The 19,097-nt window shown below is 66.2% G+C and carries 15 protein-coding genes and 1 pseudogene; 11 read left to right on the top strand and 5 right to left on the bottom strand.

All coding sequences use genetic code 11. The features are described from left to right. Nucleotides 1–296 precede the first annotated feature (296 nt). The 8 genes and pseudogenes from aceE (at nucleotide 297) to ACQPXH_RS23820 (ending at nucleotide 11,645) form a co-directional block, all read left to right on the top strand. Nucleotides 297–3,116 carry a pyruvate dehydrogenase (acetyl-transferring), homodimeric type gene (gene aceE, locus ACQPXH_RS23855; protein WP_433603563.1) on the top strand — a complete coding sequence of 940 codons (2,820 nt, stop codon included), beginning with the start codon at nucleotides 297–299 and terminating at the stop codon, nucleotides 3,114–3,116. A gap of 11 nt (nucleotides 3,117–3,127) precedes the next feature. Beyond that, entirely contained in the window at nucleotides 3,128–4,462 is a 1,335-nt protein-coding gene (locus ACQPXH_RS23850) for a PucR family transcriptional regulator (protein WP_433598721.1), read from the top strand. 128 nt (nucleotides 4,463–4,590) lie between these two features. Continuing rightward, nucleotides 4,591–5,505, top strand: a complete 915-nt coding sequence (locus ACQPXH_RS23845) for an ACP S-malonyltransferase (protein WP_433598720.1) — start codon at nucleotides 4,591–4,593, stop codon at nucleotides 5,503–5,505. 122 nt (nucleotides 5,506–5,627) lie between these two features. Beyond that, on the top strand, nucleotides 5,628–5,927 hold the full coding sequence (gene acpM / locus ACQPXH_RS23840; protein ID WP_107655016.1) for a meromycolate extension acyl carrier protein AcpM: 300 nt from the start codon (nucleotides 5,628–5,630) through the stop codon (nucleotides 5,925–5,927). 10 nt (nucleotides 5,928–5,937) lie between these two features. After that, on the top strand, nucleotides 5,938–7,188 hold the full coding sequence (locus ACQPXH_RS23835) for a KasA/KasB family beta-ketoacyl-ACP synthase (RefSeq protein ID WP_433598719.1): 1,251 nt from the start codon (nucleotides 5,938–5,940) through the stop codon (nucleotides 7,186–7,188). Nucleotides 7,189–7,387: 199 nt separating this feature from the next. After that, complete coding sequence (locus ACQPXH_RS23830; protein WP_433598718.1) at nucleotides 7,388–8,821, top strand: acyl-CoA carboxylase subunit beta; 1,434 nt, start codon at nucleotides 7,388–7,390, stop codon at nucleotides 8,819–8,821. A 157-nt stretch (nucleotides 8,822–8,978) separates the two neighbouring features. After that, a pseudogene (locus ACQPXH_RS23825) lies at nucleotides 8,979–9,533 on the top strand (cation:dicarboxylate symporter family transporter); the annotation flags it as partial. A 111-nt stretch (nucleotides 9,534–9,644) separates the two neighbouring features. After that, nucleotides 9,645–11,645, top strand: coding sequence for an Eco57I restriction-modification methylase domain-containing protein (locus ACQPXH_RS23820; protein WP_433598717.1), 2,001 nt, complete (start codon nucleotides 9,645–9,647; stop codon nucleotides 11,643–11,645). A gap of 1 nt (nucleotide 11,646) precedes the next feature. Here ACQPXH_RS23820 and ACQPXH_RS23815 read toward each other — a convergent pair whose 3' ends face one another. The 4 genes from ACQPXH_RS23815 to ACQPXH_RS23800 form a co-directional block, all read right to left on the bottom strand. Then, nucleotides 11,647–12,267 carry a TetR/AcrR family transcriptional regulator gene (locus ACQPXH_RS23815; RefSeq protein ID WP_387294755.1) on the bottom strand — a complete coding sequence of 207 codons (621 nt, stop codon included), beginning with the start codon at nucleotides 12,265–12,267 and terminating at the stop codon, nucleotides 11,647–11,649. A gap of 147 nt (nucleotides 12,268–12,414) precedes the next feature. Next, nucleotides 12,415–12,600 carry a hypothetical protein gene (locus ACQPXH_RS23810; RefSeq protein ID WP_063040439.1) on the bottom strand — a complete coding sequence of 62 codons (186 nt, stop codon included), beginning with the start codon at nucleotides 12,598–12,600 and terminating at the stop codon, nucleotides 12,415–12,417. Nucleotides 12,601–12,765: 165 nt separating this feature from the next. Next, nucleotides 12,766–13,281 carry a gamma carbonic anhydrase family protein gene (locus ACQPXH_RS23805; RefSeq protein ID WP_433598716.1) on the bottom strand — a complete coding sequence of 172 codons (516 nt, stop codon included), beginning with the start codon at nucleotides 13,279–13,281 and terminating at the stop codon, nucleotides 12,766–12,768. A 65-nt stretch (nucleotides 13,282–13,346) separates the two neighbouring features. Next, on the bottom strand, nucleotides 13,347–14,306 hold the full coding sequence (locus tag ACQPXH_RS23800; RefSeq protein WP_433598715.1) for a GlxA family transcriptional regulator: 960 nt from the start codon (nucleotides 14,304–14,306) through the stop codon (nucleotides 13,347–13,349). A gap of 71 nt (nucleotides 14,307–14,377) precedes the next feature. Between ACQPXH_RS23800 and ACQPXH_RS23795 the strand changes: the two genes are divergently transcribed. From ACQPXH_RS23795 to ACQPXH_RS23785, 3 genes are all read left to right on the top strand, one after another. Continuing rightward, complete coding sequence (locus ACQPXH_RS23795) at nucleotides 14,378–15,145, top strand: MBL fold metallo-hydrolase (protein WP_433598714.1); 768 nt, start codon at nucleotides 14,378–14,380, stop codon at nucleotides 15,143–15,145. A gap of 75 nt (nucleotides 15,146–15,220) precedes the next feature. Beyond that, the gene (gene ald / locus ACQPXH_RS23790; protein ID WP_433598713.1) at nucleotides 15,221–16,336 is read left to right on the top strand and encodes an alanine dehydrogenase; all 1,116 of its coding nucleotides are present in this window, start codon (nucleotides 15,221–15,223) and stop codon (nucleotides 16,334–16,336) included. Nucleotides 16,337–16,385: 49 nt separating this feature from the next. Continuing rightward, the gene (locus ACQPXH_RS23785) at nucleotides 16,386–17,894 is read left to right on the top strand and encodes a serine hydrolase domain-containing protein (protein ID WP_433598712.1); all 1,509 of its coding nucleotides are present in this window, start codon (nucleotides 16,386–16,388) and stop codon (nucleotides 17,892–17,894) included. Nucleotides 17,895–17,904: 10 nt separating this feature from the next. Here the strand turns inward: ACQPXH_RS23785 and sigJ are convergent, their stop codons facing one another. Next, a complete protein-coding gene (sigJ, locus tag ACQPXH_RS23780; RefSeq protein ID WP_433598711.1) occupies nucleotides 17,905–18,852 on the bottom strand; it encodes an RNA polymerase sigma factor SigJ in 948 nt (315 codons plus the stop codon). Nucleotides 18,853–19,097 lie beyond the last annotated feature (245 nt).

The following is a 19,097-nucleotide window of genomic DNA, read 5'->3' as shown; positions in this document are numbered from 1 at the left end:
GTCCTCCGTGCCTCTCTGTGTCACCGGCGGTCCTCGACTCACGTTCCCTGCGGAACCGTACTGCAGATGCCCCTGACATGATGACCTGGGCCACAACTTCCGCAAGGATGGAGGTGCGCCCGAATCTTTCGTAAAACGGGTGGTCCGCCAACCAAGTGTGCCGCCCGGGGAAACAGACGCCTATCAGCTTGTCCACCCCTGTACGAGGAGCAGATTTGACCGACCTGATCCACTCTTCCGCGCCAGCGAAATCCGCCGGCACCGACTCCGCGCCGCGCGATCCGAACGGATCGCAGGTGCCGCCTACGGGCGGGCGGGTGCGGGTTATCCGTGAAGGGGTGGCGTCCTATCTACCGGACATCGACCCGGAGGAAACCTCCGAATGGCTCGAATCGTTCGATGACATGCTCGACCGGGAAGGCCCGGGCCGCGCGCGTTACCTCATGCTCCGGCTGTTGGAACGCGCCGGTGAGCGTAGGGTCGCCATTCCATCCCTGACGTCAACCGACTACGTCAACACCATCCCCACCGAGAACGAGCCGTGGTTCCCCGGCGACGAAGAGGTGGAGCGGCGCTTCCGTGCCTGGATCCGCTGGAACGCGGCGATCATGGTGCACCGGGCACAGCGTCCCGGTATCGGTGTCGGCGGCCATATCTCGACCTACGCGTCCTCGGCGGCGCTCTACGAGGTCGGCTTCAACCACTTCTTCCGCGGCAAGGACCATTCCGGCGGCGGCGATTCGATCTTCATCCAGGGTCACGCCTCGCCCGGCATCTACGCCCGCGCATTCCTCGAGGGCCGGTTGAGCACCGACCGGATGGACGGTTTCCGGCAGGAATACAGCCATGGTGGCCCGGGCCACGGCCTGCCCTCGTATCCGCATCCGCGGTTGATGAACGACTTCTGGGAGTTCCCGACGGTGTCCATGGGCCTGGGCCCGATGAACGCCATCTACCAGGCGCGGTTCAACCACTACCTGCACGACCGCGGCATCAAGGACACCTCCGATCAGCACGTCTGGGCGTTCCTGGGCGACGGCGAGATGGACGAGCCGGAATCGCGCGGTCTGATCCAGGTTGCCGCCAACGAGGGGCTGGACAACCTGACCTTCGTGATCAACTGCAACCTGCAGCGTCTCGACGGCCCGGTGCGCGGTAACGGCAAGATCATCCAGGAATTGGAGTCGTTCTTCCGTGGCGCGGGCTGGAACGTCATCAAGGTCATCTGGGGCCGGGAGTGGGACGCGCTGCTCGGCGCCGATCGGGACGGCGCACTGGTGAACCTGATGAACACCACCGCTGACGGCGACTACCAGACCTACAAGGCCAATGACGGCGCCTACGTGCGCGACCATTTCTTCGGTCGCGACCCGCGCACCAAGGCTCTGGTACAGGATCTTTCGGATCAGGAGATCTGGAACCTCAAGCGCGGCGGGCACGACTACCGCAAGGTCTATGCCGCGTACGCGGCCGCGATGGCGCACAAGGGCCAGCCGACGGTGATCCTGGCCAAGACCATCAAGGGCTACACCCTCGGCAAGCACTTCGAGGGCCGAAATGCCACGCACCAGATGAAGAAGCTGACCCTGCAGGACCTCAAGGACTTCCGTGACCTGCAGCGGATTCCGATCTCCGATGCCGAACTGGAGAAGGATCCCTACCTGCCCCCGTACTACCACCCGGGCATGCAGGCGCGCGAAATCCAGTACATGCTCGATCGCCGCAAGGCGCTCGGCGGTTTCCTGCCCGAACGGCGCGCCGCAGCAAATCCTCTGCAACTGCCCGGGGACGAGGCGTACAAGTCGGTGCGCAAGGGTTCCGGCAAGCAGAACGTGGCCACCACCATGGCCCTGGTTCGGCTCATGAAGGAGCTGCTGCGAGACAAAGAGATCGGCAAGCGGATCGTGCCGATCATTCCGGACGAGGCCCGTACCTTCGGTATGGACTCGTGGTTCCCTTCATTGAAGATCTACAACCGCCTCGGGCAGTTGTACACCTCCGTCGACGCGGAATTGATGCTTGCCTACAAAGAGAGTGCCGTCGGGCAGATTCTGCACGAAGGCATCAACGAGGCCGGATCGACCGCCTCGTTCACCGCGGCGGGCACCTCGTACGCCACGCACGGCGAGCCGATGATCCCGCTGTACATCTTCTACTCGATGTTCGGTTTCCAGCGCACCGGCGACGGATTGTGGGCGGCGGCGGACCAATTGGCGCGCGGATTCGTACTCGGGGCAACCGCCGGGCGAACCACGCTGACCGGTGAGGGGCTGCAGCACAACGACGGCCACTCGCTGCTGCTGGCCTCCACCAACCCGGCCGTGGTCACCTACGATCCGGCGTTCTCCTTCGAGATCGCGCACATCGTGCGGGACGGTCTGCGTCGGATGTACGGCGGCGGCACACCGCAGCCCGGTCCCGGCGCACTGCCGGGCACGCATCCGCACGGATCCGCGGGCGGCTTCGGCGGCGAGGACATCTTCTACTACATCACCCTCTACAACGAGCCGTATGTACAGCCCGCCGAGCCCGACGATCTCGATATCGCCGGACTGCTCCAGGGTCTCTATCTGTACAAGCGCGGCGGCGAGGGCAATGTGCGCGCCCAGATCCTGGTCTCGGGCGTCACCGTGCCCGACGGTGTGCGGGCCCAGGCGCTGCTCGCCGAGGAGTGGGGTGTACAGGCCGATGTCTGGTCGGTGACGTCATGGGGTGAGCTCCGCAAGGAGGCACTCGACAAAGAGGTAGCCCAGTTGCGCAATCCGGGCACCGATGCGGGCGTCCCTTACATCACCCAGGCGCTGGCCCGGGTCGAGGGTCCGTATGTGGCCGCGACGGACTGGATGCGCGCGGTGCCGGATCAGGTGCGCAAGTGGGTGCCCGGCGACTTCACCACGCTCGGTACCGACGGATTCGGATTCTCCGATACCCGTCCCGCCGCGCGCCGCGTCTACAACGTCGACGCGCAGTCGATCGTGGTCGCCGCCCTGGCCGCACTCGGCCGCACCGGCAAGATCGATCCGGCCAAGGCTGTCGAGGCTGCGGCCAAGTACCGCATCCATGATGTCGCCGCCGCGCCGAAGTCGGCTCCCGGCACCGAAGATGAACTCGCATAGCGGACGATTGGATGGTGGAACGTAAACCGCCGCGGCCGCGTCGGATCTCCGAAGGCTCCTCCGAGCACGAGGTGTATCTGCCGACGGGCGCGCTCTCCCCGAACCGGCAAACCCGCGACCCACTGCCGGACACGCTGCTCAAACGCGTGAAGCAGTTTTCCGGACGCCTCTCCACCGAGGCGGTCGGGTCGATGCAGGATCGGTTGCCGTTCTTCGCCGATCTGGACGCCGCGCAACGCGCAGGCGTCCAGATGCTGGTGCAGACCGCGCTGGTGAACTTCCTGGAATGGCTACAGGATCCCGATAGCGATATCCGGTTCAGCCTGGACGCCTTCCAAGTGATCCCGCAGGATCTGGCGCGGCGGTTGACGTTGCGCCAGACCGTGGACATGGTCCGTGTGGCCATGGAGTTCTTCGAACAATGGCTGCCCGCGCTCGCGCGCAATGATCGGCAGCTGGTCGCACTCACCGAGGCGGTATTGCGCTACGGGCGTGAGCTCGGATTCGCCGCCGCCTCGGTGTACGCGAGCGCCGCGGAATCCCGCGGCGCATGGGACACCCGCCTCGAAGCGCTGGTCGTGGACGCCGTCGTCCGCGGCGATACCGGTCCGGACATGCTGTCGCGGGCCGCGACCCTGAACTGGGACGCCACCGCACCGGCGACGGTGCTGGTCGGCACGCCACCGGGGGATCAGGGCGTCTCGATGGTCGGCGCGGTGCACACGATCGCCGCGCGGCACGGTCGCGCCGCGTTGGCCGTGGTCCAAGGTTCACGGCTGGTGATGGTGGTCAGCGGGAATCTGGGCGATACCTCTTATGCCTCCCCTTTTCTGGCGGATCTGCTGGCCGAGGTGTTCTCCGACGGTCCGGTGGTGATCGGCCCGACCATGCGCACCCTCGGCGCGGCGCATGCCAGCGCGGTGGAGGCGCTGGCCGGAATGGAGGCCGTTGTCGGCTGGCGCGGGGCCCCGCGACCGGTGCACGCTGCGGAATTGTTACCCGAGCGAGCTCTTTTGGGTGACCGAGCTGCAATCGACGCGTTGAACGAGTATCTTGTCCTACCATTGGCCGCCGCCGGATCGGCGTTGGCCGACACTCTCGAGGCCTATCTGGATTGCGGTGGAGCGGTCGAGACGTGCGCGCGTCAGCTGTACGTTCATCCAAATACCGTTCGCTACCGCCTTAAGCGGATAGCCGAGATAACGGGCCGTGATCCGATGAATCCGCGGGATGCGTACGTGCTCCAGATCGCCGCCACAGTGGGTCGTTTGACACGAACCCGTAACGAATCGTCAACTCCTACCCCAGAAGTCACTCAATTCCCGGTGAGTCACGAGGGCATGTAACAGATCCAGCGAATGGGTCGATCGAGACAACCCACATGCGCTTTTGTGGGACTCCCACAAAAGCGCTAGGCAAGGTTCATTCGCGTCGACATCTCCTGCGGCGTACCTCACAGTGTTTTCTTAGAGGTGTGATCGCGTTGTTCGCCCCTGGACAGGGGTCCCAGACACCCGGCATGCTCGCGCCTTGGCTCGACCTTCCCGGCGCGACTGATCGCCTCGCCATCTGGTCCAAGGCCTCCGGCCTGGATCTGGTTCGACTCGGCACCACCGCAACGGCGGAGGAGATCACCGATACTGCCGTTACCCAGCCGCTTGTCGTCGCCGCCGCACTGCTGGCCTTCGCGGAAATCGAGCCGGATGCCCTGCCGACCGATACAATCGTGGCCGGACATTCGGTCGGTGAACTCGCCGCCGCCGCGGTCGCCGGAGTCATCTCCGCCGACGATGCGGTGCGGCTGGCCGCAATCCGCGGTGCGGAGATGGCCAAAGCGTGTGCTCTCGAGCCGACCGGTATGTCCGCGGTGCTCGGTGGCGATGAGGCCGCCGTGCTCGCCCGGCTCGAAGAGCTCGAACTCGTCCCGGCCAACCGCAATGCCGCGGGTCAGATCGTGGCCGCCGGACGTTTGACGGCCCTCGCGGAACTCGCCGCCGATGCGCCCGAGAAGGCGCGGGTGCGTGCGCTGCCCGTGGCGGGCGCATTCCACACCGCGTTCATGGCCCCGGCCCAGGACGCGGTGACGGACGCCATATCCAAGATCACGCCGAACGAGCCGACCAGGACCCTGCTTTCGAACGTCGACGGCAAGCCGGTTACCTCCGGGGCCGATGCCGTCGCTAAGCTCGCGGCGCAGGTCACCCGGCCCGTCCGGTGGGACCTGTGCACCGAGACCGTCCGGCAAGCGGCGGTCTCGGCAGTGGCGGAGCTGCCGCCGGCGGGCACGCTCGTCGGCATTGCAAAACGGGAATTGAAAGGCACGCCAACACTGGCCCTGAAGACCCCCGAAGACCTCCCCGCGTTGGCCGGGCTCACCACTTCCGGTTAGCTTTCCCCCGCGACCGTGTAACCCAATACGCGATCGTGACCGAGCGGACGGTAACCATCGGCTCGCTCGATTCGAAAAACAACAGTGAAGCCCTACAAAGTAGATAAGAAGGGAGCCACGAAGTGGCCGCTCTGACCCAGGAACAAATCGTCGAGGAACTCGGCAAGATCATCGAAGAGGTGACCGGTATCGAGCCCTCCGAGGTAACGATCGAGAAGTCCTTTGTCGATGACCTGGACATCGACTCGCTGTCCATGGTCGAGATCGCGGTTCAGACCGAGGACAAGTACGGCGTGAAGATCCCGGACGAGGATCTGGCCAGCCTGAAGACGGTCGGCGACGCCGTCGGCTACATCCAGAAGCTCGAGGCCGAGAACGCTGACGCGGCCGCGGAGCTCAAGGCCAAGTTCGACGCCGAGTAGGGCCGACACCGTGACCACTCCTTCCACCTTGAACGGGAATTTCCCCAATGTCGTCGTCACGAGTATGGCGGCGACCACGTCGATCGCTGGTGATGTCGATGCGACGTGGAAGGGACTCCTCAACGGCGAGAGCGGCATCGACGTTCTCGAGGACCCCTTCGTCGAGGAGTACGACCTTCCGGTCCGCATCGGCGGTCACCTGAAGGTCCGGCCAGAGGCCCTGCTGAGCCGTGTCGAATGTCGGCGCATGGCCTACGTCGAGCAGCTCGCGACCGTACTCGGTCGCGAGGTCTGGCAGAACGCGGGCAGCCCCGAGGTCGACCCGGAGCGTCTGGGTGTGGCGATCGGTACCGGGCTCGGTGGCGGTGATGCGCTCATCGACTCGGTCGACAAGCTGAAGAACGGTGGCTATCGCAAGATTTCGCCGCTGGCTGTTCAGATGGTCATGCCGAATGGTCCGTCGGCCGTCGTCGGTCTCGAATTGAAGGCCAGGGCAGGAGTGGTCACTCCGGTCTCGGCATGCTCATCGGGCTCCGAGGCCATCGCCAATGCGTGGCGAATGATCGTCATGGGTGACGCCGATATGGTCGTCACTGGTGGCGTCGAGGGTTTCATCGACGCGGTGCCGATCGCGGCATTCACCATGATGCGTGCGATGAGTACCCGCAATGACAATCCGAAGGGCGCCTCGCGTCCGTTCGACAAGGATCGTGACGGTTTCGTCTTCGGTGAGGCCGGTGCGCTGATGGTCCTCGAGACCGAGGAGCACGCCAAGGCTCGTGGCGCGACGATCCACGCGCGCCTGCTCGGCGCCGGTATCACCTCCGATGGCTTCCACCTGGTCGCACCCGATCCCACGGGTGACGGTGCCGCCCGGGCGATGACCAGGGCGATGCAGACCGCGGGTCTGACCCCGAAGGACATCACCCATATCAATGCGCACGCGACCGCGACTCCCATCGGTGACACCGCCGAGGCGAACGCGATCAACAAGGCCGTGGGCAACCACGCTTCGGTGTACGCGCCGAAGTCGGCACTCGGGCACTCGATCGGCGCCGTCGGTGCGCTCGAATCGGTGCTCACCGTGCTCAGCATCCGCGACGGCCTCGTTCCGCCGACGCTGAACCTGGAGAACCAGGATCCGGAGATCGATCTGGATGTGGTGCACGGCGAGGCTCGCCGCCAGGAGATCGAGTACGCGATCAACAACTCGTTCGGTTTCGGTGGGCACAACGTCGCGCTCGCCTTCGGTCGGGCATAGCCGCACGGTATCTGATTTGGTCTGTGCGGAGCCCTCCGTAATACGCGCGCTGCCTCCTCCGGCTTGACCGCACAGACCGGGCAGACTGCACGACGATCCCCGGTGGGGTCGACCAACGCCGAAGTCGGTCGACCCCACCGGTGTTCGACATACGCAGCCGCGGGTAGCGGCGCATTTCCTTGAGGTGAGGAGAAACGCGATGACGATTGTGGCGCCCGCGTTCCGACCAGAAACTGCCACCGATCCGCGTGATCCGCTCGGGCGGCTCCAGCGCTTCTTCGATCCCGGAACCGTCCTACCGCTGCACCCGCGCGACAAGTCCGGTGTGCTCGCCGCGATCGGCGAGGTGGACGGTGTCCGCACGGTTGCCTACTGCTCCGACGCCACCGTTATGGGCGGCGCGATGGGTGTGGAGGGCTGCAAGCACATCGTCGACGCGATCGACACCGCCATCGATTCCGCCATTCCGGTGGTCGGCATCTGGCATTCCGGCGGCGCTCGCCTGGCCGAGGGGGTCGAGGCGTTGCACGCGGTCGGTCTGGTCTTCGAGGCCATGGTTCGCGCGTCCGGCCTGGTGCCGCAGATCTCGGTGGTGCTCGGCTTCGCGGCCGGTGGCGCCGCCTACGGTCCGGCGCTGACCGACATCGTGATCATGGCGCCCGAGGGCCGGGTCTTCGTGACCGGTCCCGATGTGGTGCGCAGTGTGACCGGTGAGCAGGTCGATATGGCCACCCTGGGCGGTCCGGAGACGCACGGCAAGAAGTCCGGTGTCACGCACATCGTCGCCGATGACGAGGCCGACGCGCTGCATCGTGGCAGGCGCCTGGTGTCGATGTTCGCAGAGCAGGGCGAATTCGATCTGGTCGCGGCCGCGCACGGTGATGTCGATCTGAAGGCGATGATGCCGGAATCGGCCAAGCGCGCCTATGACGTGAAGCCGATCGTCCACGAACTGCTCGACAACGTAGACGGTGAGTCCTCGTTCGAGGAGTTGCAGGGCGGTTACGCGCGCAGCATCGTCACCGGTCTGGGACGGCTCGGCGGGCGCACCGTGGGTGTGCTCGCCAATAATCCGATCCGCCTCGGTGGCTGCCTGAACTCCGAAAGTGCCGAGAAGGCTGCGCGTTTCGTGCGGTTGTGCGACGCGTTCGGCATTCCGCTGGTGGTGCTCACCGATGTGCCCGGGTACCTGCCCGGTGTCAGCATGGAGTGGGAGGGCGTGGTGCGGCGCGGCGCGAAGCTGCTGCACGCATTCGCCGAGGCCCGGGTGCCGCGGGTCACGCTGGTCACCCGCAAGATCTACGGTGGCGCCTACATCGCCATGAATGCCCGTTCGCTCGGTGCGACCGCGGTGTACGCCTGGCCCGGTTCCGAGGTCGCCGTGATGGGCGCCAAGGCCGCGGTCGGCATCCTGCACAAGAAGGCTCTCGCGGCCGCGCCGGAGGAAGAGCGTGAGGCGCTGCACGAGCGTTTGACGGTCGAACACGAGCGCATCGCCGGTGGTGTCGAGCGGGCCATCGCGATCGGTGTCGTGGACGAGGTCATCGACCCGGCCAAGACCCGCAGCACCATTGCCGCGGCATTGGCGGCGGCGCCGGTGCGCAAGAGTCACCACAAGAACATTCCGCTGTAAATCCATGGCAGAAGCGGGCTTCGGGATTTCCCGGGGCCCGGTTTCGTTCGTATTGTTCTGGATATCGAACCTGGGGTGACGGGCATACATCGATCGGGTTTCCGCGCGGCAATGTAGTTGAAACTTTGTTGATATGGATAGCTCGTACGTTGCGCGCATGAGCGTGACGATCGAATCCACCGCCGCGACCGACCCGGTGCGCAAACCGCCCTGGTATCGGTCGCTATTCCTGCAACTGCTGGTGGCGATCGTGGCCGGAATTCTGGTCGGCAAGCTGTGGCCCGGCTTCGGCGTGGATCTCAAACCGCTGGCCGACGGGTTCATCAAGCTGATCAAGATGGTGATCGCGCCGATCATCTTCTGCACGGTCGTGCTGGGCATTGCCCATGTCGGCGATATGAAAGCGGTGGGCAGAATCGGCGTGAAGGCGCTGATCTACTTCGAGGTGATCACCACCTTCGCACTGCTCTTCGGTTTGCTGGTCGGCAACCTGGTGCAGCCGGGTGCGGGCTTTCATGTCGACGCGCAGACCCTGGCGACCGGTGCCGAAAAGATCGCCAAGACCACCAAGAACGGCGAGCTGCCGCATACCGTCGATTTCTTGCTGAATATCATTCCAACATCGGTGATTTCGGCATTCGCGGAGAATGCGCTGCTGCAGGTGTTGTTCTTCGCGGTGCTGTTCGGCTTGGCGCTGGCGAAGTTCGGCGAGCACTGGGGGACGGCAGCCGGCCGCCGCGCCGTGCGTCCGCCCGCGGCGACGCGAGATCCGGTCGACCGCGTTACCGCCTCGGTCGGGCCGTGACGAGGCAGAATCCCAGGCATGACTCCCGGTGAGCCGGCCGCGCGCGACCGCAAACGGCACGGTAGGCACTACACGCCACCCGCCCTGGCGCGCTTTCTCGCGCAGCGGCTGCTCGAACATGCGCCGCTGCCGGCTGACGTCGGGGCGTCGGGAGCCGCTCATGCTGTGACGCCGGACGTGCGGGCTGCAGTGTCGGGACCTGGTCAGCAGGCGCGACGGGACGCGTTATCCCGGCCCGGGACGTCCGATGCAGGGGTGCGGGACACGACAGCCCTCGGCGCCGGGTTCCGTGCGCCGGGCGCGGGGGTGCTCCGGGTGCTCGATCCAGCCTGTGGGGACGGTGAGCTGCTGCTCGCGCTGAATCAGGTTGCGGGGGAGTTGGTGCCGGGGGTGCGGGTGGAATTGGTGGGATACGACCTGGATGCGGCCGGGGTGGCGGTTGCGCGGGAGCGGGCGGCGGCCGCGGGGGTCGCGATCGAGTGGCATATCGGGGATTTCCTGACCGAGTCCGCGGGGATCGCGGCGGGGTCGTTCGATGCGATCATCACCAATCCGCCGTATGTGCGGACTCAGCAGTTGGGTGGGCCGACCGCGCAGTTGCTGAGCAAGCAATTCGGGTTGCAGGGGCGGATCGATCTCACCCACCCGTTCGTCGCGGTCGCGCCGCGGCTGCTGCGGTCGGGTGGGGTGCTCGGGTTGCTGTGTGCCAATCGGTTTCTCACGACCAAGGCCGGTGCGAATATTCGCAGCCTGCTGCGCACCGAATTGGCTCCGGTCGAGCTGTACGACCTCGGTGATACGAAGTTGTTCGAGGCGGCGGTGCTGCCCGCGGTCACCATCGCCACCCGGACGGCAGCCCGCGCGGTCTGCCGCTATGTTTCGGCCTACGAGGTCGATACCGCCGAAATCGTCGGCGGAACAGATCTTTTCGAGGCGCTGGCGGCCGAACACAGTCACTGTGTCGAGCACGGCGGGCGCACGTTCGCGGTCGAGGTCGGTACGTTGGCGACGGGCGATCAGGCTGTGATCCGTGGGCCATCCGGCGATCGGACACCGGGTGATCGAGCAAACCGCAGCGATCCGGTGGTATCGGGCCAGGTAGTCGCCTGGCGGGTCGCCACTTCCGGTCGTGGTGACGATGGGGACGCGCCGGAAACCGTTGCCTGTGACGCGGACGCGCACAGCGGCGCGTGGCGAATGTCCCGGCCGGAGGTCGACAGGTGGTTGGCCGAGGTGGAGGCGGGGACCTGGCGGACCTTCGGCGCCGTGGGGCGGATTCGGGTGGGGATCAAGACAACTGCGGATCGGGTGTTCATTTCCGATCAATGGGCGCAGGTGCGGCCGCGGCCGGAGGGGGAGTTGCTATTCGATTTGATCACCCATCAGGATGTCGATCCGTGGCGGATCTCGCGTGAGCGCGACGTACAGGTGTTGTATCCGTACGACACAGCGCAACCCGCGCGGATGCCGGTTGACCTGCGAGAATTTCCCGGAGCCGCGGCATATTTGGAGTCGCATCGGGAGACGTTGGCAGGCCGGAAGTATCTGACCGACAGCGGCAGACAGTGGTTCGAGATCTGGGTGCCGCAGCGACCGCATCTGTGGCGGGTGCCGAAGGTGGTCTTCCCCGATATCAGCGAGCGGCCGCGATTCGCCCTGGATCGGTCCGGTGCGGTGGTGAACGGGGATTGCTATTGGATATCGCTGGCCGATCTCGGCGTGGATCGCGCCGCGGAGCGGTTGGCGTATTTGCTGATAGGCGTCGCGAATTCGGCTCTGGGCCTGCGGTTCTACGATGCGGTGTGCGGGAATCGGCTGTATTCGGGTCGGCGGCGGTGGATCACCCAGTATGTGTCGCGGCTGCCGCTGCCGGATCCGACCACGATGCGGGCCGGTGGCGTCGTCGAACTGGTGCGGGAATTCATCGACGACGGCAGGGAGCCCGACGCGAATGCGCTCCGCCTGCTCGATGAATGGGTGGCGGCCGCCTTCGGCATCCGGATGTTCGAAATGCGCTGAGTTATGCGGTGGCTCGGACACCGACCATCGGCAGCAACGTGCGTCGCGCGAAATCCCGACCGGCCGCCACATCATCGATCGGAATGAGCCCGTCGGGCGTCAATGCCAGCGACAGTGCCAGCCGCGCCATGATCTCGGCAACGAGTTCGAAGTCGAAGTCGTCATCCGCACCGCTGCGGAGTTCCCGCAGTTTCTCCGCCAGATAGGTGCGCCCGACCGCGATGATCGGTCCGGCCTCGGTAGTCAATCGGGGCAGGATGAGATCGGGTTCGGTGCGCAGCAGCCGCCGCAACAGTTCGTTGCCCGCGATCTCGGTGATGACCGCGACGAAGATCTCGATCAGCTGTTCCTCGACGCCGTCGACCTTCTGCACCCGCTTATCGATTTCGGCGACGAAACGCTGCGCCTCGCGCACGCTGACCGCCTCGACCAGATCGTTCTTCGATTCGAAGCGGCGATACAGGGTGGCCGGGCTGATTCCGGCGCGCCGGGCGATCTCACCCATGCTGGTGCGTTTGATGCCGAAGTCCAGGAACGCCGACAGCGCGCTCTCCAGCAGCTTCTCACCGTCGCTGACGGGCTTTTCCAGAATGCGCTGGAGAATGGGCGGAACGGTGGGCATCGAAGCTCCAGTCGAATCGGCTCGGGACGCCGATGGTGTCTGGGCGTCGCGACGCTGCGGGTGCGTGCCGTTCATTATTTCACCGGGTCGCGGCGGTTCGACCGCGGATCGGCATCAGAGCTCGACCGACGACAGGCGCAAGCGCGACTATGTGCGCGGCAGATCCAGTTCCGCCATCTCCTTTTCGATCGCATTGGCGGCGAAATCCACCCCGCTGGAGCGCAACTCGTGCACTCGCCGCTGTAGCGCCTCGATCCCGCCCGGCTGGGCCGCGATATCGGCCACGCTGATCCGCCCCGACGGCCGGTGCATACTCTGCTGCACGTACGCCATCGTGTTACCTCCTGCCTGCACGCTCTGCGGCCACCATCCGGTGGGCTCGCCCTCCGCGCTACAGGCCACTCGACAGCTGTGTCGGCGGGAGACCCCGGGATACCGGGCACGCTGGCAGAATGCTATCAGCGATTTAGTTTGGTCAATTGATCTGTGTGTTCTGTCTCACACCTGTTTCGCGTCTCGGTGGTTGGCCATGTTGTGTAGGTACACAGCGCTGTTGAGTCGGATGCCGTCCTGCTGGGCCTCGCTCAACTCGCGCCGCACCGTGCCGGGCACCCCCGCGACGAGCGAGCCGGGCGGAATCTGCGCACCCGCCGGAATCAGGGCATTGGCGGCGATCAGACTGCCCGCGCCGATGACCGCGCCATTGAGCACCGTGGCCCCCATGCCGACGAGCACATCGTCGCCGACGGTGCAGCCGTGCAGGATCGCATTGTGTCCCACCGAAACTCCGGTGCCGACGGTGAGTGGGAAGCCGGGGTCGGCGTGCAGTACGCAGCCGTCCTGAATATTGGTGCGCGCGCCGATGCTGATCGCCTCGAGGTCACCGCGCAGAACCGCGCTGTACCAGATGCTCACCTCGGCGGCGAGTCGCACGCGTCCGATGACGGTGGCGTTCGGTGCGATCCACGCGGTCTCGTCGATTTCGGGCGTATGTCCGCTTACCTCGATCCTCATGCGGAAAACATAAGGGACCGAAAGCGGCGGAGTCGGCGGGGTGGACGAACGCAGCCGGCTCCGCGCTACTGCGCCGGGACCGGCGTGCCCGAGAACAGCGCGCGGTGCGCGGCCGGGCTGGTGCCGAGGATGCGGTGGAAGTGGTGGCGCAGGCTGACCGCGGTGCCGAAGCCGGTCTCGGCGGCAATGCGATCCATGGTGTCGGTGGTGGATTCCAGGAGCAGCCGGGCGCGGTCGGCGCGTTGCTGCAGCAACCATTGCTGTGGACTGTTTCCGGTGCGTTCGCGGAAGCGGCGGGTGAAGGTGCGTCGCGACATGAGCGCGATGCGAGCCCAATTGTCCAGGTCGATCGGTTCGCCGAGATTCGTTCGCGCCCAGACCATTGCGCGTTCGATCGGATCGTCGTCGGCGGCTGCTGGTACGGCGACCGGTATGTACTGAGCCTGGGAGCCGCTGCGGTGCGGGGCGGTCACGAGCGACCTGGCCAGTTCGGTGGCGGCCCGGCTGCCGAGGTCGTCGCGGACCAGGTGCAGGCAGCAGTCGAGGGCGGCGGCGACGCCCGCGGAGGTGACGATATCGCCGAGGTCGGTCCAGAGGGTGTCGGCGCGGACCCGGACCTTCGGATAAGTCGCGGCCAAATCGGCGGCCGCGGCCCAGTGGGTGGTGATTTCCCGACCGTCCGCCAGACCGCTCGCCGCCACCGCGAAGGAACCCAGGCACAGGCCGACGATCCGGGCGCCCCTGGCGTGAGCTCGATGCAGTGCGTCGCGCAGTTCGGCCGAGATGCCCATATCGCGCTGCCAGCTCGGGATCACCACCATGTCGGCGCGCTCGAAGGCGTCGAGTCCGGTCTGCACGACGATGTCGAAACCGGCCGGGGTCCGCAGCGTGCCGGGGTTTTCCGCGCACACCTCGACGCGATAGTCGGGTGTGCCCTCGGTGCCGACCCGGCCGAAGACCAGCGTCGGTACCGACAGATGGAAGGGGATGACCCCGTCGAAGGCCAGGGCGGCGACGGAACGCATGGCCCGATCTTATCGCTAAGGGGCTCGCGGGCCACTATTGGCCGAATATCGGGACGATAAGTATTGATCTCATGACCGAGACGATTGCACGCACCACCATCGAGGCCCTGCACATCGGCGGGCCCACCCTGCGCTTCCGGTACGGCACCCTGACTTGGCTGACCGACCCCACCTTCGACGGTCCGGGTGATTACCCCGGCCCGATCACGCTGCACAAGCTCACCGGCCCCGCTGTTTCGGTGGACCAGGTGGGGCCGGTGGACGTCGTGCTGCTGTCGCACGACCAGCACGACGACAATTTGGATCACTCCGGCCGGGAATTCCTCTCGACCGTGCCGACCGTCTTGTCGACGCCGGATGCGGCCGATCGCATCGAAGGTGTTCGGGGACTGGCGAATTGGGAGACGGTCACGTTGGGTGACGTGCGTGTGACGGCTGTGCCCGCGCGGCACGGGCCCGAGGGGTGCGAGTCGCAGACCGGTGTGGTCACCGGGTTCGTATTGCAGGCCGAGGGGCTGCCGACCGTGTATGTATCCGGTGACAATGCCTCGGTCGAGGTCGTCGAGCAGATCGTGGCGCGGATCGGCCGGATCGATATCGCGATCCTGTTCGCCGGTGCCGCGAATGTCGGCCGGTTCGGCGATATCGATCTCACCCTGAACGCCCGTACCGCGGTGCAGGCCGCCGAGGTGTTGGGTGATGCGGTGATCGTGCCGGTGCATGCCGAGGGCTGGGCGCATTTCAGTGAGACGCTCGAGCGCCTGGAGCGGAATTTCGGGTACGCGGGGCGGGGCGCGCAGCTGCGCATTCCGAAGCGGGGTGAGACGTTCACCGTGTGAGCGCCCCGGAAAACCAGCGGTGCGCTCAGCGCGGCGGTCATGGCGCCGGGAACGTCGGTGGTCCACGATGGCGGTATGAGGATCGCAGTTCCGCGGGAGGTCAAGGAGCAGGAGTTTCGAGTGGCGCTGACCCCGGCCGGTGCCGGGGAACTGGTGCGGCACGGGCACGAGGTGCTGATCCAGGCCGGTGCGGGGGTGGGGTCCGGATTTTCGGATGCGGATTATGTTGCCGCGGGTGCCCGCATGGTGCCCGCCGCCGAGCAGGTGTGGTGGGAGGGCGAGTTGGTTCTGAAGGTCAAGGAGCCGATGGCCCTGGAGTATCCGCGGCTTCGGCGGGAGCAGGTGCTGTTCACCTATCTGCATCTGGCCGCGTCGCGCGAGTGCACCGATGCGATTCTGCGGTCCGGAATCACCGCGATCGCCTATGAGACGGTGCGGGCGGCGGATGGGTCGCTACCGCTGCTCGCACCGATGAGCGAGGTCGCGGGCAAGCTCGGCCCACAGGTCGGCGCGTATCACATGATGGCGCCGCTCGGCGGTGCCGGGCTATTGCTCGGCGGAGTGCCTGGGGTGCTTCCGGCCGATGTGGTGGTGCTCGGCGGTGGTGTCGCGGGGACGAACGCGGCCACGGTCGCGGCCGGGATGGGTGCGAAAGTTACTGTGCTGGATACGAATTTGACGCGACTGCGCGAGCTCGACGCGCGGTTCGAAGGGCGTATCTCGACGGTGGCCTCGAATACGGTCGAGGTCGAACGGGCCGTGCTGACGGCAGATCTCGTCATCGGTTCGGTGCTGGTGCCCGGCGCGCGGGCGCCGAAGCTGGTGTCCGAGGAACTGGTTGGCGGTATGCGGCCGGGGTCGGTGCTGGTGGATATCGCCATCGATCAGGGCGGGTGCTTCGCTGGTTCACATCCGACGACGCATGCGAATCCCACTTTCCGCGTGGCTGGTTCGCTGTACTACTGCGTGGCGAATATGCCGGGTGCGGTGCCGCACACCGCGACCGTCGCGCTCACCAATGCCACGCTGCCGTATGTGCGTGCGATCGCCGACCACGGGTGGCGGGAGGCGTGCACGGTGTACCCCGATCTCGCCCACGGGGTCACTGCGGACAAAGGGCGGCTGTTGTCGGCGGAGGTTGCGGCGGCACACGGATATTCGATGCCCGAGCCGGTTGGGTTGGCAGGCTGAGGTGGTGCGATGGTGGTTCCGCGGACGCGCGACGAGAAGGTCGAACGCGGTGACTGCGGAATACCTGCGGCGGGTAGTAGTGATCGCATTACTGCTGGTGCTGTTGCCGTCGGTCGGTACGGCGGTTGCGGCACCGGCACATGGCGTCGATCCGGCGGACGTAGATCGGTATATGTCCGAATACCTTTCCCGGACACGGTTGCCGGGGGCTTCGATCGCCATTACCCATGGCGATCGAGTGGTGTATGTCGCGGGCTACGGTCACGATTCGAGTGGTGCGGCGATCAGCGCGACGTCGCGCATGCCGATCGCTTCGGTGAGCAAGTCCATGACGGCGTTGGCCGTGCTGCAGTTGGTCGATGCGGGCAAGGTTCGGCTCGACGCGCCGGTGCGTGACTACCTCGGCGACTTTCGGTTGGCCGATTCGCGCGGTGATCGGATCACCGTGCGGGAGTTGTTGAATCAGACGTCGGGAATGTCGGATACCGCATTTCCCGATCTGCGGCGGCCGCAGGCGGATTCACTGGCCGGGGCGGTCGAGCGGCTACACGCGGCGGAACTGGCCGCCGATCCGGGGACGGAATTCCACTATCACAACCCGAACTACCAGGTGGCCGCTCGGCTGGTGGAGGTGGTCAGCGGGGAACCGTTCGCCGACTATATGCGGCGAAATGTATTCGGGCCCATCGGCATGCGCGACAGCTCGACGGTGGATTCGCCACGCGAGGCCGAGGATGTGACGCACGGATACATTCGGGCATACGGTATCGCGATACCGGTTGCCGAGCCCGATTGGTTCGTCGGTGGTAGCCATGGCGTGATCACCACGGCCGCCGACCTGGCCGCGTGGCTGATCACACAGAACAACGGTGGTGTGGCACCGGATGGGCACCGGGTGGTGTCCGCGGCGGCGGTGACCGAGATGCACACACCTTCGGGAGTCGGTGACGACGAGTACGGAATGGGTTGGCAGCGCGAACACTCCGATCAGATCGTGCACTACGGTGACTGGTTCACCTACACCGCCGCACAGGTCCTGGTGCCCGACACGGGATACGGGATCGCTGTCACAACCGATACCGGCATGGCGCTCGAGGACGATCCCAGGATCATCGCGCAGGGCTTGGTCGAGCTGACTCGGGGCGAGTCACCGGACGTGCACCGCCCGTGGGGGATCTACGCCGACTGGGGCATGGCACTGCTGACGCTGGCGACTCTCGTTCTCGGTGTGCTCTGCCTGGTGCGATCGCGCCGCTGGGCCGATCGGCAGACCGCCCGGCCCAGCTGGCTGATCGCCCTGCGCCAATCGCCCTATCTCGCACCGATCCCGATCCTCATCGCGCTACCACAGCTCGCCGGTCTGGTCTTCCGCGGCCGGGCCCCGACTTTCCTCCAGGTGACCTACGTCTGGCCTGGTCTCGTCGTATTCCTCGGCATTGCCGCGTTGGCGGGCGCGGGTGTTCTTCTCGCTCGCGGGGTCCGGCTCATCATGCTGCGGCGCAATCGATCCGGGACTGATATCGAGCGAGAAGCGCCCGTGGACCGAGCACCCGCCTAGCCGACAGCGGTTATTCGGCGTTCGGGCCGAGGTACCAGTCGGGGGCGCCTTCGGTGGGGAGGTCGTGCAGCTTGTCCGGATTGCGGACGACATTGATGGCGACGATGCGGCCGCTGTCGATGGTGAAGGAGAAGACGCCGGTGTGGGTTCCGTCGAAGACGACCAGACCGGGCGCGCCGTTGACCAGGACCGCGCGGCCCCAGGCGCCCGCCGCGGACGGCGCGTGGTACCAGCCGAGCAGCATCTTCGCGATGAGCTCGGCGCCGCGCACGGGCTGGCGGATCGCGGGGACCTTGCCGCCGCCGTCGGCGGTCAGGCTGACATCGGCGTCGAGCACGCCGAGCAGCGCGCTCAGATCACCCGAGCGCCAGGCGACCGCGAAGGCCGAGACAACCTTCTCCTGTTCGTCGGGTGAGGCGGGGAAGCGGGGCGTGCCGTCCTCGACGCGCTTGCGTGCGCGCGAGGCGAGCTGGCGCACGGCCGCAGGCGTACGCCCGACGACCTCGGCGACCTCGGGACCGCTCATACCGAACACATCCTGCAGCACGAATGCGGTGCGCTCGGCGGGCGAGAGGGATTCCAGCACGACCAGCAGCGCCGTGGTGACGCGCTCGTCCTGGGTGATCCGGTCGGCCGGATCGTCCCAGGTGGTGACCTCGGGTTCCGGCAACCATTCACCGACATACTGCTCGCGCCGGGCGCGGGCCGAACCGAGCTGATCGAGGGCCAGCCGCCCGGTGACCGTGGAAAGCCAGGCCCGCAGATTCTCGATCTCGCCGGCGGTCCCGGCCTCGTACTGGCGCTGCAGCCGTAGCCACGCCTCCTGCACCACGTCGTCGGCATCGGTGAGACTGCCCAGCGTGCTGTAGGCGAGCCTGCGCAGATACGGCCGGTGCTCCTCGAAACGCCGAGCCAACTCGGCCTGGTCGATGGGTTCGCAGGAGTGGTCTGCAGTCACTGGTCTCGCCGTTCGGTCGTACGGCCCCGTCAGGGGCGAGCTTATGCGTCGTCACCCTGATGACGACGTGGGGCAGGCGAGTGTGACATCACCGCTGTCCGGGCGCGTTGGCGGGTCGAGCAGCGATCGACTGGCAGCGCAGCGCTACCTGGACAATTCCGCGTTCGGCACCGAGGGCGCACAGTGGGATCGGTCGTGAGGCCATACGAGCAGTACGCATCGGTTGCGGATGCGAGCGTGGGCAT

The organism is Nocardia sp. CA-135953, assembly GCF_050955735.1.
Classification (GTDB): domain Bacteria; phylum Actinomycetota; class Actinomycetes; order Mycobacteriales; family Mycobacteriaceae; genus Nocardia.
This window is presented reverse-complemented; position numbering and strand designations above follow the sequence as displayed.

Excerpts from the sequence above, each read along its gene's own strand:
- ACQPXH_RS23795 (WP_433598714.1), top strand. The coding sequence starts at position 14,378 with ATGACCGAGACGATTGCACGCACCACCATCGAGGCCCTGCACATCGGC.
- ACQPXH_RS23850 (WP_433598721.1), top strand. The coding sequence starts at position 3,128 with ATGGTGGAACGTAAACCGCCGCGGCCGCGTCGGATCTCCGAAGGCTCC.
- ACQPXH_RS23830 (WP_433598718.1), top strand. The coding sequence starts at position 7,388 with ATGACGATTGTGGCGCCCGCGTTCCGACCAGAAACTGCCACCGATCCG.
- ACQPXH_RS23805 (WP_433598716.1), bottom strand. The coding sequence starts at position 13,281 with ATGAGGATCGAGGTAAGCGGACATACGCCCGAAATCGACGAGACCGCG.
- ACQPXH_RS23815 (WP_387294755.1), bottom strand. The coding sequence starts at position 12,267 with ATGCCCACCGTTCCGCCCATTCTCCAGCGCATTCTGGAAAAGCCCGTC.
- ACQPXH_RS23820 (WP_433598717.1), top strand. The coding sequence starts at position 9,645 with ATGACTCCCGGTGAGCCGGCCGCGCGCGACCGCAAACGGCACGGTAGG.
- ACQPXH_RS23800 (WP_433598715.1), bottom strand. The coding sequence starts at position 14,306 with ATGCGTTCCGTCGCCGCCCTGGCCTTCGACGGGGTCATCCCCTTCCAT.
- ACQPXH_RS23810 (WP_063040439.1), bottom strand. The coding sequence starts at position 12,600 with ATGGCGTACGTGCAGCAGAGTATGCACCGGCCGTCGGGGCGGATCAGC.
- ald (WP_433598713.1), top strand. The coding sequence starts at position 15,221 with ATGAGGATCGCAGTTCCGCGGGAGGTCAAGGAGCAGGAGTTTCGAGTG.